This is a genomic window from Alteromonas sp. DYW1, assembly GCF_059752595.1.
This window is the reverse complement of the sequence record NZ_CM186038.1, coordinates 879,643-893,286: the sequence shown is the minus strand read 5'-3', so window position 1 is coordinate 893,286 and position 13,644 is coordinate 879,643. Positions and strand designations below refer to the sequence as shown.

Annotated in this window: 9 protein-coding genes; 1 reads left to right on the top strand and 8 read right to left on the bottom strand. The window is 45.7% G+C overall.

The window, feature by feature from the left end:
* Positions 1-38 precede the first annotated feature (38 nt).
* The 3 genes from AC121Z_RS04015 to AC121Z_RS04005 form a co-directional block, all read right to left on the bottom strand.
* On the bottom strand, positions 39-3,008 hold the full coding sequence (locus tag AC121Z_RS04015) for a TonB-dependent receptor (RefSeq protein WP_498126873.1): 2,970 nt from the start codon (positions 3,006-3,008) through the stop codon (positions 39-41).
* Positions 3,009-3,551: 543 nt separating this feature from the next.
* The gene (locus AC121Z_RS04010; protein WP_498126872.1) at positions 3,552-5,303 is read right to left on the bottom strand and encodes a glycoside hydrolase family 9 protein; all 1,752 of its coding nucleotides are present in this window, start codon (positions 5,301-5,303) and stop codon (positions 3,552-3,554) included.
* A 313-nt stretch (positions 5,304-5,616) separates the two neighbouring features.
* Positions 5,617-6,099 carry an acyl-CoA thioesterase gene (locus AC121Z_RS04005; RefSeq protein ID WP_498126870.1) on the bottom strand — a complete coding sequence of 161 codons (483 nt, stop codon included), beginning with the start codon at positions 6,097-6,099 and terminating at the stop codon, positions 5,617-5,619.
* A gap of 237 nt (positions 6,100-6,336) precedes the next feature.
* On the opposite strand from AC121Z_RS04005, the gene AC121Z_RS04000 reads away from it, so the two are divergent.
* Positions 6,337-7,506, top strand: a complete 1,170-nt coding sequence (locus AC121Z_RS04000; RefSeq protein ID WP_498126869.1) for a MerR family transcriptional regulator — start codon at positions 6,337-6,339, stop codon at positions 7,504-7,506.
* An 85-nt stretch (positions 7,507-7,591) separates the two neighbouring features.
* On the opposite strand, the gene katG is transcribed toward AC121Z_RS04000, so the two are convergent.
* From katG to AC121Z_RS03975, 5 genes are all read right to left on the bottom strand, one after another.
* A complete protein-coding gene (gene katG / locus AC121Z_RS03995) occupies positions 7,592-9,859 on the bottom strand; it encodes a catalase/peroxidase HPI (protein ID WP_498126865.1) in 2,268 nt (755 codons plus the stop codon).
* Positions 9,860-10,082: 223 nt separating this feature from the next.
* On the bottom strand, positions 10,083-11,393 hold the full coding sequence (locus AC121Z_RS03990; protein ID WP_498126864.1) for an MFS transporter: 1,311 nt from the start codon (positions 11,391-11,393) through the stop codon (positions 10,083-10,085).
* 151 nt (positions 11,394-11,544) lie between these two features.
* Complete coding sequence (locus AC121Z_RS03985) at positions 11,545-12,180, bottom strand: LysM peptidoglycan-binding domain-containing protein (RefSeq protein ID WP_498126862.1); 636 nt, start codon at positions 12,178-12,180, stop codon at positions 11,545-11,547.
* A gap of 125 nt (positions 12,181-12,305) precedes the next feature.
* Positions 12,306-13,133, bottom strand: a complete 828-nt coding sequence (locus AC121Z_RS03980; protein ID WP_498126861.1) for a sugar-binding protein — start codon at positions 13,131-13,133, stop codon at positions 12,306-12,308.
* The gene (locus AC121Z_RS03975; RefSeq protein WP_498126859.1) at positions 13,090-13,629 is read right to left on the bottom strand and encodes a gluconokinase; all 540 of its coding nucleotides are present in this window, start codon (positions 13,627-13,629) and stop codon (positions 13,090-13,092) included. The genes AC121Z_RS03980 and AC121Z_RS03975 overlap by 44 nt, the downstream gene beginning before the upstream one ends.
* Positions 13,630-13,644: the final 15 nt, after the last annotated feature.

The following is a 13,644-nucleotide window of genomic DNA, read 5'->3' as shown; positions in this document are numbered from 1 at the left end:
AAAGGGGGCTAAACATCAGCCCCCAACACACACAGAACCTAGAATGAACCTCTTAGGATAAGGGCAATCCGGCGGTCATTGGTAAATGAACTTCGCACCACTGTGTCACCTTCGTTATTAACTTGCATCCGAGTATTCGATTCAGACTCCGTTAAATTCTGCCCTTGAACACCAATCTGTAACTCGTCGGTTAAGTTATAGAAAATCGACGCATCAACTTGCCCCCGCGCTTCATTGAAGATCGGAACGCCTAAGTTGACCTGACGAATGGTCAATAGGTAATCCGAACGATAGTTATAGGCAATCCGGGCCTGAATATTGTCATCTTCATACATACCAACAAAATTGTAAGTGCGCTCTGATAATCCCTGCAGTGGCAAGTTATCGAATGGTAACTCCGTGCGCGATACATCATCTGGACTACCCGATTGATTAGGCCGTGTGTTCTGATTGGGCACACCGCTTTCTTTCAGCAAGGTAGCGTTAAACTGCACACCTAGATTTGAAAATAAACCTGGTAACTCATCAAAGAACTGCTGATAAGAAAGTTCAAATCCGCGCAAATCACCATCGCCCACGTTGATCGTCGTCGCAACATTGACAGGCAAGGTCACGCCATTATGAGTAACATTCTGCACAAAGGTATCATTGGAGAAGAATCCCTCAATCGATTTATGGAATATTCCGACCGAGAGTGAATCTGAATCGTCAAAATACCATTCTAGCGACAAGTCAAAGTCCGTTGACTCCATGGGATCTAAGAATGGGTTACCACTGCGACGCTCAATATTATCAAGTACCACAGGTGATTGCGGGTCGTTGGGATCAATACTGACAGTATCTGCGGTATAGTTGAAGTTGTAACGTAAATTACCTGAGTCAGCAAACGCGATAGATTTTGAAAAAGCAAAACGCGCGATCAAATCGTCACCAATCAGATATTTCACATTGAAACTGGGCAAGACTGTTGAGTAGCTGCTGCTAGTGGAAGCCAGAATGCTATCACCATTAAAGAAAGCGATTTGCTCAGGTGTCAATTGTAGATTTGCTGACGTTTGTAAAGGGTAATTTTCACCACCCTCAACGCTTGTCTCTACATTCACATAACGCAGCCCGACGTTGCCTGACCAACGCGAATCACCGCCAAAATTCAGCTTGACATAGAGCGCCGTATTCTCCTCTGTCACACGGTTTACTTCACCCGGCAGATAGCTGGTTCCTTCTACTACACCATCACGCGCTGACAATGGCGCTCGACCGAAACCGGATAGTCCTTGAATAAAATTGCCATAACTCGAAACCAGACTTGGGTTAGCAAATAACGCATTGACTGCACCACCGGCGTTACCGTTGTGGAAACCGTCGAAACCAAATTGCACAGGGGCTGCGATAGCAACGTCACCGATATCGCCAAATGGGTCACCATCCCACGATGGTGCGCGTTGGTCACCATTAAAATCAACCCAGCCACCAGCCCATTCTTCAGACAGATTTTGCCAATTATAAGTGGACCATCGGGTAGTTTGATCACGCTCAGCGTAACGCGCACCAACTTCCAAAGAATCGAGATATTCGTGCTCAAGCTCGTAGTCTACATCGAATTGAAAAGCCGTTTGGTCACCTTCAGATTCCTCTAAATGATCCATCGCCGCACGATAGAAATAGTTACTCGGGTCGCTAAAGTATTCCTGACTACTCTGTGCTGTAGTGCTCGGTGGTAAAAAGTCGACTACTGGCGTATCACCTTGTGCACCCACCTGAATGTTGATACCACTACCGGAGCTTGGAATAAAACCACCGAAGATAGATACATCGACAATATCGGTTGAAGCCTGTACGTGCTGAATATCAAACTCAATGCGCAGATCATCATTCAATTGGTATTGCGCATTGAAGGTGAATTCTTCGAGCAATTCTTCGGCATTACTCTGGCGCGTTTGTGGCCCAATACCGCTTTGCAAATTGAGCAATGTGCCACTGCGAAATGATACATCATCAAAAACCACATCATCAGCTAAGCTGCCATAGGCCTGGTCATCAGAAAAGAACGCATACTCAAGCCATTTAGTTTGTGAATCCGAGCGAATATACTCTGCGGTTAAGAACAAGGTTTCCGTAGTATTTTGATACTGTAATGAAGCAGAAGATGCCTCGCGACCTCGCTCAGTGGTAGTCGAACGGATACCCGCATTGATAGGGACGTAACGGTCCTGACCGGCACCCGCGGCATCTGCCACTAAATTATGCTGACCTAACTCAGAGCCATCAGCACGAAACGTCAGATCAACATCGCTGTGACTAACTAAAAAGCCAATCTCACCACCATCGACATCAAAAATATCTGAGTACAAACCAGAGAATCCAAATTCAGGCTCTTCGGACAAATTCCCCTCACTGCGCTGAATTTCAAAACTCATTAATCGCGACGAACTATCGAATGGTTTGCGGGTGTTCAGGTTGATGGTACCGGCAATACCGCCTTCAATCATATCCGCGGTTTGATTCTTAAATATTTCAACGCTACCGAGTAGTTGAGGAGAAATATCATCAAAACCGAGTCCGTTTGAAGAATCAGCGGCAACGCTATCGCGACCGTTAATGCCAGTTCGCGTTTGCGGAAGTCCGCGTAAGGTAGCGTCACTACCTTCGGTGGAGAAGTGGTCAGGATCATCTGGCGCAGCAAAACGCTCAATTGCAATACCAGGCACCCGCTGCAATGCTTCGACCACACTGGCATCAGGTAATGCACCTAAGTCAGACGCAGAGATGGCATCAACGAACGTATCAGCATTGCGCTTAATTTCTTGTGCTTCGGTCAAACTCAGGCGTTGACCTCGCACCTCAATGCGTTCTTCGATTTCGTCCGTTTTATTGTCTTGCGTTTCCTGCGCAAAGACAGGAGCATTCATCGTGGCCGCACCAACACATACCGCTAACAATGATTTTTTAAAGGGTGACCACTCGATATCTCGACAGTGACCGGCGTTTTTGCTGTTGCGTTTTTTCATCTCTATGTCCTTCCAAGTCAAGGTGTCTTGCAAACTATTTAGACGTTGAATCAGTTGTATTCTTTTATTTAGTAAGCGCTTACATTTTTACTCAATAGTAAGCGCTTACATTTTTATTTGAACTTATATTTTATTTGTTTCTTTCCCTTGTTTTTTGAATCTATCGAGGTGGCGTTGGAGTGGAATAAAATAAAAGACCAGCCACACTTTTTGATATTAGGCCGTAAAAATGACGATTGCAACAATATTTTAACAAAATGTAAGCCTTTTCATTATTTCGTTAACAAAACTGACTGCTGCAGCCTATTTGGCTACGGCTAGGCAAAAGCCTTCAACTATTTTGCTCTTAAGTAAAATTTTCTGTGATTTTTCACAGTCTCTGCAGTCAACAACCGATTCGATAGTTTATCGTTAGATTAAACTGCATCCATGATTGCTGTTCTGAATGGTTCTTTGTGGCTTTAGATGCGTAGTCTACGGGCCAACCGACGATTGGAAATCTGGCAACGTCCCGAGCTAGCTGTCCGACACACGACTCTCGGATTATTGTAGATTGTGCAGCGCCGCTAGGGCATAAACCAGTGGCGCATTCCAATTGATAGTTACTTCGTTGGTAGCATAGCTACACCAATCGTCAATGTAGGTATCTGCCGCCTGAGCTCCGGTGTAATTACAGTTATCTTGTTTACCTAAATGTGGCCCCCCAACTAAAAAGCCTGGCACAGGATCGTTCACGGCGTCTGCAGCCGATTGACGATGATGAGGATCCATCGGCGAATGTGTTCCATAGCCAGTTACATAAGAATATGCGGTTGGGTTTTTGCCTAACACATAGTCTGTCAAGCCTACTGCAGCATCCAAATAAGCGCTATTGTCGGTTAACTTGTATGCTTGAATTGCTATCAGTGCTTTATTCATAGCCACCGAATTACTGCCCCAGACAAAATCCTCTGGAACCATGGCTGTGCGATAGGCAGAGTGCTGATGGGTATTCGAAATCCCGTCAGCCAATTCCAGAAAACGTGCTTTAATTGCAGTATACGCGTCAGACCCTAATAAATTTTTGCCATCTGATAGTAACGAGATGTAGCCCAAGCTCATGGTATCTTGCCACCCTGGGACTGTTGGTGCTGCTGCATTCTGATTAAACGTATCTAGATACTCTTTCTCACCCGTTAACAGATAAAGCTCTACTGCAGCCCAAGTAAACTCGCCAGCAAAATCAACATCTTCATATTGACCCGTTTGGATATCAGGGGGTTGTTTATAAGGCACATTAGGATTGGCAATCGCCCAAGAATAAGCTCTAACTGCAGCGTCTTGATAGCGTCGAGCATTTGTAGAAAACTCTGGAAATTGGTGATACACCCGACTAGCCCTTGCCATCACTGCCGCAAAATTAAGTGCAGCTCCAGTACCTTTTTGCACAACATAACGCTGCGCATTAGCTTCATGCGGCATCACTTTACCCGCAAACTGTTGCGTGGTTAGTTTGTGATACACGCCCCCGTCATTGGGATCTTGCATCGTTTCCATCCACTCTAGATTCCACATGACTTCATCTAAAATATCGGGAATTACATTTTGCGATTCTGGAATTTGACCATCATGATTTGCGTAAAACTCAGGATAATGTTGGTAAGCGAGTAGCAGTGTATAAGTAGAAATTCCACTATTGACGATGTATTTGTTGTAGTCACCCGCGTCGTACCAGCCTTTTGATGAGTCGATAATAGTGCCTTCGGTTCTTTGTCCAGAAACCGCTGATCGATGAACCATGACCTTATCATCAGGATGCCCCATTGGCCGGTGCCAATCACCTGCGTGTTCCTGCAAAAGTTCCATGCTCGCACGATTGAAGTAGTAGGCTTTCAATGCCGCATCATGCAGCGCAATAAAACTGTTTTGTGCAATAACGAAATGCTCTGATGGTAAAACACCATCGACGACAAGCTGATAAGTGCCAGGTGTCGTTAAGGCAGTAAAATCAGCTAACTTTACAGTATGCGCAGCAGGTGCCCAATTAGCAGCGGCAGATAAGTCGCCTTGCATAGCAACTGCACCGGTAGTGGTATCTATCACTTTAAAGCGGTGTGCTGGCGTATCTGACACTACTGCGATTTTTGGCAGTGTAGGCAAATAACCTATTTGATTAATTTTAATAGTGGTTGCATTGGGCAATGTGTTTAGACTTTGTACAATTAGAGAACTCTCTCCACTAGCCATCTCAACGCTACAAGCACTACCCCAAAAAACTGCAAGACCAATTGTAAAAAGACGAAGTTTATTTTGCACTAATGCCCTAACTATAACCATTGCCTTCCAGCCTCACATTTTGTCGAAAATCCAGATCTACACCATCTAAACACAAAAATGTAAGCGTTTACAAATTTAATTAATTTAAACGTCCTCAATTTATCTAAGTGGCTAAGAATGGGATATAGGACAGCAACATTAACTTAAGCCAAACGACCAAAATCTCTGTCACTCATGGCAGTTTAATAGGGTAGAACCCCGCTCAAGCGTCCGCTTATTGCCTGTAACGTTGAGTCTGCATATCATGCGAATGGGTTAAGCAAAGAGAGGTAGAAACTTGCTATTGCGCCGATTACTTCCAACCCAACGTTTGCTCAAAATCCATATCTAATTGCTTGGCAAACTCCTTTGCATGAATGGCAACTTTTTCTAACTGCTTGCCCTCTTCATCCTCAACAGTAAATGCTGGCACTGCTACCGGATAACCCGCCTCATCCACCGCCATAAAAGTGATAAAACAACGATTGGTGACCACAATGTTATCTTCTTTGGGATCACCTGCCCGCACCACAACATAAATGTGCATACTGGTTTTTCCGGTATGCACTATACGCGCCTTTACGGATACTAATTGCCCCACCAGTATAGGCCGGATAAAACGAATCGCATTGGCTGACACCGTGACACAATAGCGCTTGCTCCACTGCGCGGCACAGGCATACGACGCTTGATCAATCCATTTCATGACCATGCCACCATGTACCTTACCGCCAAAATTCACATCAGTAGGCTCAGCGAGGAAACGAAACTCGGTTTGACTATTAGGACTGCTCATATAACTCTTTCATCTTTCTGCACTTTATACGTAAACCTAACCTTAGCAGAAAAGTCGCTTGGTACGTGGTAAATTGACCGACTTACACACTGAAACCGCTGTTTCTCTCGCGCTCTGAAAGGATAACGCGACATCTAACCTATAACTCGTTGCTGTCTCAAGCCAAGTTGATACTTGACCTGTCTATTACTTTATAGTTTACATTCAACATCACATCTAAAGTGAATGGAGTGGTCGGTGTATCGCATTTCTGAGCTAGCTTCGTTGGTGGGTTTATCCAGAACAGCGTTACTGTACTACGAAAAACTCAATCTGATTTCCAGTAAAAGATTAGCCAACGGCTATCGCGTATACAGCGAAACAGACTTACAGCAAGTTCGCTTAATTCAGCATTTACAAAGTGGCGGATTAACCTTGACTGAATGTAAATCGTGCCTTGACAGTAAGCTGGATAAGTCTGTGCTTAAAGTCCGTTATGAGCAGTTACAGCAAGACATCGAGCGAAAACAAAAGTCGTTGTCTTTGCTGGCTTCCCTATTAGGTGAAAACAGTAGTAAATCATGGCATGAGACGCTGGCCGAAATAGCGCCTGATGCACATCTCGATTGGTTGAAAGTACAAGGGTTTGACGAAAAACAAGCTCTCAGAATCAAATGGTTATCAAAAGACATGAACGAACATGATCAATATATACAAGATTTTATGAGCGTATTTGAGACGCTTGAATATTGGGGCCCGAATAGTGCAACTGATACAACTAAAGCATTTCGATCGCTCACTAAGGATCCAGAACGGATATTAGAAATCGGCTGTGGCAAGGGAAGTTCAACACTAGTACTCGCAACATTGTCCAGCGCTGAGATTATTGCAACTGACAATGAACCATCCGCTTTAGATATAGTAAATGCCAAAATACAGCAAAATAACCTGAGTGAGCGAGTATCAACCCAGTGTGTCAGCATGACAGAATTGAATTTTGGCAATGATAAATTTGACGTTATTTGGGCTGAAGCCTCTGCCTATATCATGGGCGTCGAAAACGCACTAAAGCAATGGAAGTCGTTACTCAAAGACGATGGGGTTTTGGTGTTTAGTGATTTAGTTTGGTTAACAGACCCCCCAAGTCAAGACACTATTAATCACTGGAAGAGCGATTATCCCGATATGCAGACTATTGAAACTCGTAGGTCACAAATCGCCAAAGCAGGTTATACACTGCTGCATACATTTACGCTGTCCAAACAGGCTTGGAAAAACTATTACGAGCCTCTAGAACAACGCCTCGATGAGGTTGCAACAAAAATGGCGGGGGCCCAAGCGGTGATCGACATTCAGCACGAAGTGAATTTGTATAAATTGAGGCTTGGCGAATTTGGCTATCAGTTTTTTATCGCGCAGAAGCTCTAATGTAACGATTACTGCAGCTCAACCTGAATAATAAAACGCCCCAACGAAATGCGGGGCGTTTGATTTACCATTTTATTGTGTTGGTTTAGCGACCTAAGTTCATCACCTTGGTCCATGCGGCAACAAAATCATCAACAAACTTCTGCTTCGACGTATCAAACGCATACACTTCAGCTATTGCTCGTAATTCAGAGTTACTACCAAAAATCAGGTCTACCGGCGTAGCCGTCCATTTCGGATTTCCACTGCTACGCTCAAGGGCCTGATACACGCCTTCTTCATCAGTTTTCTTCCATACATACGCCATATCTAAAAGGTTGACGAAGAAATCATTGGTCAATGTGCCTGGGTTATCCGTCAGCACGCCGTGTTGCATTCCTTTAAAGTTGGCATCCAACGCGCGCATGCCCCCCACCAGGACTGTCATTTCCGGTACTGTTAAGTTTAGCTGATCAGCCTTATCAACCAAGCTTTCGGTCGGTGACTCATAGCTTCCTTGAGCATCGAAATAGTTACGGAAACCATCCGCCTTTAATTCTAGCAAGGCGAACGAGTCCACATCGGTTTGCTCTTGAGTCGCATCACCGCGTCCGGGCTTAACCGGTACGGTAACGTCAAAGCCAGCGTCTTTGGCAGCTTTTTCAACCGCAGCCGCGCCAGCAATCACAATGAGGTCTGCCATGGATACTTTATCGCTATTGAACATACCGCCATTGAAATCATCTTGAACCTCTTTCAATGCGTTCATAACTTTTGTCAGCTCTGCTGGATTATTCACCGCCCAAGAATTTTGCGGTGCCAATGCTAAGCGCCCGCCATTGGTTCCACCACGCATATCAGAGTGACGATAGCTCGCGGCAGATGCCCAAGCAGTACGCACCAGTTCAGGCACACTTAAACCAGTATCAAGCACCGCTTTCTTCAACTTAGTAACGTCTTTGTCATCGATATCTGAAACACTTTCAGCATCAATCGGATCTTGCCAAATCAGTGGTTCCTCTGGCACGTACTTACCTAAGAAATTACTCGGTGGCCCCATATCACGGTGCGTTAATTTGTACCACGCTTTAGCGAAGGCCAATCGATACTCCTCAGGATTCGCCAAGAAACGTTCGGCTATCTTGCGATATTCCGGATCGGCTTTAAGCGCTAAGTCGGCAGTAGTCATTACCACCGGATTACGTTTGCCTTCAACATGCGCATCAGGCGCTGCGGTATGCATTGCCTCGTCTTTGGGGATCCACTGAATGGCACCGGCAGGGCTGCGCGTTTGTACCCATTCATTGTTGAGTAGATTACTCAAGTAGAGTGAAGTCCACTTGGTTGGCATTTGGGTCCAGGCCCCTTCAAGTCCACTGGTCACGGTATCTTCTGAATGCCCCTTACCACATTTGTTTTTCCAACCTAACCCTTGATCTTCAATTGGACCCGCGCCTGGTTCAACGCCTACGCAATCGGATGGTTTATGCGCACCGTGCATTTTCCCGAAGGTATGCCCACCCGCAACGAGTGCCACTGTTTCTTCGTCGTTCATAGCCATGCGACCAAAGGCTACACGAATATTTTTCGCTGAACCCATCGGATCGGGTTTGCCCTTAGGGCCTTCCGGATTTACGTAAATCAATCCCATGTGAGTCGCACCAAGCGGACGTTGTAATTCGCCATCGCGGGTTTCACGATCACTGGCTAACATCTCAACCTCTGGCCCCCAATAAACTAAGTCAGGTTCCCAGTCATCAGCTCGACCACCAGCAAAACCATAGGTTTCAAAACCCATATTTTCCAACGCTACCGTGCCGGCCAATACCATAAGGTCTGACCAAGACAGTGCCTCACCGTACTTTTGTTTAATCGGCCACAATAAACGCCGGGCTTTATCTAAATTGCCGTTATCCGGCCAGCTGTTGAGTGGGTCAAAGCGCATTTGACCACCGCCTGCACCACCACGTCCGTCAAGGGTTCGGTAGGTACCAGCACTGTGCCAGGTTAGACGAATGAAAAAGGGTCCGTAGTTACCGAAATCTGCAGGCCACCAATCTTGTGAGTCTGTCATTAAGGTGTTGAGGTCCGCTTTGACTGCGTCCAAATCTAACCGGGCAAATGCTTGCGCGTAGTCGAAATCGTTCCCGTAAGGGTTTGACCGCGAATCTTGATCGCGAAGTGGGGATAAATCTAATTGATCCGGCCACCAAAACTGGTTGGATTTTGGTTGTCCCATTTTTGCCATGCCGCTGCCCATGGCACCTTTCGGCTTGGTCATTTCGGCAGTTTCCGCAATAACGGGTGCGCTCGCGAAAGCCATGCTTACGAACCCGGCTAACGCGGTCTTCAAAAATCGACGTTGCAATTTCATATTCCTTTTCCTCGTATTTTCTATCTGCGTTTCTTTTCATTATTTTTAAGCTGAAAAAGGGAAACTATGTTTAGCAAAACCAGTTCCCCTTGCAGACCAATCACTCTTGCGACAGGCATCGCAATGAACGAATTAGTGTTAGAAGTATAGGAATGAAATGGTGAAAACGTGTGGTAAATAAAATCGATTGCCCTAATCAGAAAATTTGATTTAAGCGCACAGGCTAGTCTTTCGTTCTCGCTTGAGCACCTCTTAGCATTGAAGTTAGAGTTGCGACACTGACAAAAGAAAGCGATAAAATGAACGCTTGTGCGATAGTGGACATCATCGCTTCAATCGATGCTGACGCCATTGTCTGCTCCCCCATTTCAGCTTGTATAATTAAATTAACCACACTCATTCCAAACAAGTTGCCAATGGTTCTCGACAAATTCATTGAGGCTGAGGCGACACCGACTTCATGTTCATCAACTGCGCCCATAATGGCATTGTTGTTCGGTGTTGAGAATAATCCAAAGCCAATCCCTACAGCCAGCAGTGCGGCACTGATAACACTTGTACTGGTGCTTGCACTCAGCTGACTGAGGATGATAAATCCAATAGCCACGATGACACACCCCATGGTGGCTAAAACTCTTGGCTCAAATTTATCTGCCAGACGACCTGCAAAAGGCGCGACTAATGCCATCGCCAATGCTTGCAATAACAGTATCTGCCCAGCCTCTGCGGGTGACATGTTCTGAACATATTGCAGATATAGGCTCATCAAAAAAACAATGGCGAAATTACTGCCGTACATAAAAAAAGACGTGAGCAAAGACAAACTAAACAGGCGGCTTTCTGCAAATAGCTGAACACGAATAAGTGGAGTAGCATGCTGCTTTTGATGCACAATAAACGCCAGCAAACTGAGTAGCGCTACAACTAGACACAGTCCACCCAAGACGTTCAAGCCTTGACTGAGACCGTAAACCAGGCTCCCTGCAAAGAGCATAAAAATTACGCTTCCAACCGAGTCAAAACGTGCTGGCTGGTGACTCTTCCACTCGCCGGCTAAACGCAAACGAATGTAAAGGCTCAGCACTAACATAAAGGGTACCTGAAAGAAAAACACCGCACGCCAACCCCATTGCTGAGTTAACCAACCACCGATTGCAGGGGCGATTGTCAGCCCAACGTACACACTTGCAGCCACTATTCCTAAGGCCCTTCCGCGTCGGTGGGTGGGAGTCACCGATGTCACGATGGCAATACCAGTGCCAAAAATCATCGCTCCTGCAATCCCTTGAATAAACCGCCACACGAGAACTTCATCAATACTGGTAGCAAAGCCACAGCAGAGTGAAGATATTGCGGTGCACACGAGCCCGAGGGAATAGACCCGTTTGCGCCCATAGATATCAGCAAGCTTGCCTGCAGGTAGCATAAACGCCACATTACTCAGCAAATAAATGGTCGGTAGCCAGGCGACTTTAGAGGCATTCGCCTCAAGATCAAGCGCCAAATTAGGGATCGCCACATTTACAGCAGCCATGCCCATTGGCCCGATAAGGTAACCTATACACACCGCTACTAATGCGACAGAAGAAGAGGAATTCAACGTTATTCTTGAATAATTCAAACCGCAATTAGGATATCACAGAAAGCCGAATAGGAGGCGTCGAACATCAAGCTGAATGCTGTTGTTAACGAATGCGGACGGCTGCCCCGATAGGGATTGCATTAATATCTAATTGCGGATTCAGTGCTTGCAACTCTGCAACACTGACACCATAGCGCTTTGACAGACGATAGAAAGTCTCACCGAGCTGGATCACATGCATGCGTGCGGTGGGTGAGGGTTCCGTATCAGCTGTCGAAATCTCGGTGCTGATGGGTGTTTGTTGCGGGGAGCCAGCAGTATTTTGATTAAGTGAAAAATCAATGTTGTCTTGCTGGGTAGCCGTCTCATCAATCAGTGCCGATTGCATACATTCAATTGGCGTATCAAAGCGCTCATGAAATAAAGCAAGGTTACCGCATTCAGTGACGTGACTGAGAGCACGCTGTGCACTCACAATGTCATCGTTGCGCAAAGCAATTTCTGCGCTATACCGCCATAAAGACTCAGAGTATTGCTGTTCACTGATTTGTGCCATTAATGCTTCTGCACGCGTAAGATTGTTGTTCTTTAAATAAGCACCAACGAGAGAGCTCACGGTATCGACTGACATGGTAGTTGTTGAGGAGTTTAGCTGCACTTTGTCAGCTTCGCCCACCGAACTGCACCCTGCAATAGCACTGCAAACCGCTAAACCAATCACACTGGATATTTTTCTCATTGTGCAACGCCCCTATGGATAATGCGCTACACCATACCCAGTCAACAAGCGGCTTGCAATATGCTCAGTCGTTGTAACCTTGCAGGGTTGATGGTCGTGTGAGCTTTTTGTGTATTAAAAGACGTCTATTGTTGATTTTGTAACTGAATAACGCCAAATACATCTGCCGTTTTGTACCCTAGGTTTTTGTCGCCATTGATGGGTTCAATTGCATGCGAGCCTACAAAATGCTCTCGATTGGCACTACCGTCATTATCACAATAAGCCAGCATAAAGCCCATTTTCTTGCCAGCGAATAGCTGGACAGGTCGCTGGATTGAGCGCTTTCGGTCATCAAAGGAGTCATCAAAAACACGAATTGCAAGCTCCCAAATGACTTCGTAAGGCGGTTGATTACTGCGTTGCCAGCGACTGCTAATATGGTCATTTAATAAAATAAAACGTGTAGGTTGATCGGCCCCACCAATCCCAATATCGACCACCTGATTATCCAGAGCGACATGATAAGCAAAAGCATTATGATTAAATTGATGCTCACCACCCGAGGCGTCTTCATCTAAAAACACTTCTAAACAATCATCATCCCAATAAGCCTTGAGTGGATCTGGATTTTGGTCAAAGAGCACATCGTCTTGTATTGCAGCTAGTAAATACAAATAGCCTTTGTCCCATAGCAGTTTATATTGCCCGCTGAAATCATTCTGCGCTGGAGTACCACCTAAAATTAACTCCGACATAGGCAGCCAATCAGCGCGTTGCCATGCGGGTTCGTTAGCATTACCGTCCACGACAATCGGCACTGGCGTATGCACAACGGTTATCGCACCCGCCGCTTCAGCCGGAGACGCAACCGCACTTTCAGTATGCAGATATGATAACAGCGCTATTACAATCGACGCATAATGTAATCTATTTCGCAGCATCAACATATGCCATGGCTTGACGTAATACATGATTTAACTCCTGTTGCACGGAAACACAATAAGTCCGTAATTCACCCTCAGGTTCTTCCAACGCTTGCAATTGACTTTGCAACAGGCTGGTAGGGAAAAAATGATTAGTGCGTTCAACTAAGCGCTGACTTAGCGTAACAGAGTCACCTTTTAAGTAAATAAAGGACGCTGCTAAACCCCCTTTCCTTATCTGCTCTCGGTGTTTTCTGCGCAACGCTGAACAGGACATAACGATTACTGGATTTCTACTCGACAAACGTTTAATTGCTTGTAGCAATTGTGCTATCCATTGCTCACGAGCACTATCGTCCAGAGGCGTTCCATTCGCCATTTGCGCTTTAGCTTGAGCGCTGTGGTAATCATCGGCTTCAAGAAACCCATAACCTCGCTGTTGCGCAATATGCCTTGCAACGGTTGACTTACCACTCCCACTCACTCCCATAACCACCCACAAATGACGGGAGGATTTGTCAAAATTTAGGGTCAAATCACGCATGGATACTCACATTTT

What these genes read in the sequence shown, in the direction of transcription:
- AC121Z_RS04015 (WP_498126873.1), bottom strand. Translation starts at nt 3,008, where the DNA reads ATGAAAAAACGCAACAGCAAAAACGCCGGTCACTGTCGAGATATCGAG.
- AC121Z_RS04005 (WP_498126870.1), bottom strand. Translation starts at nt 6,099, where the DNA reads ATGAGCAGTCCTAATAGTCAAACCGAGTTTCGTTTCCTCGCTGAGCCT.
- katG (WP_498126865.1), bottom strand. Translation starts at nt 9,859, where the DNA reads ATGAAATTGCAACGTCGATTTTTGAAGACCGCGTTAGCCGGGTTCGTA.
- AC121Z_RS03990 (WP_498126864.1), bottom strand. Translation starts at nt 11,393, where the DNA reads ATGGCTGCTGTAAATGTGGCGATCCCTAATTTGGCGCTTGATCTTGAG.
- AC121Z_RS03985 (WP_498126862.1), bottom strand. Translation starts at nt 12,180, where the DNA reads ATGAGAAAAATATCCAGTGTGATTGGTTTAGCGGTTTGCAGTGCTATT.
- AC121Z_RS03980 (WP_498126861.1), bottom strand. Translation starts at nt 13,133, where the DNA reads ATGTATTACGTCAAGCCATGGCATATGTTGATGCTGCGAAATAGATTA.
- AC121Z_RS03975 (WP_498126859.1), bottom strand. Translation starts at nt 13,629, where the DNA reads ATGCGTGATTTGACCCTAAATTTTGACAAATCCTCCCGTCATTTGTGG.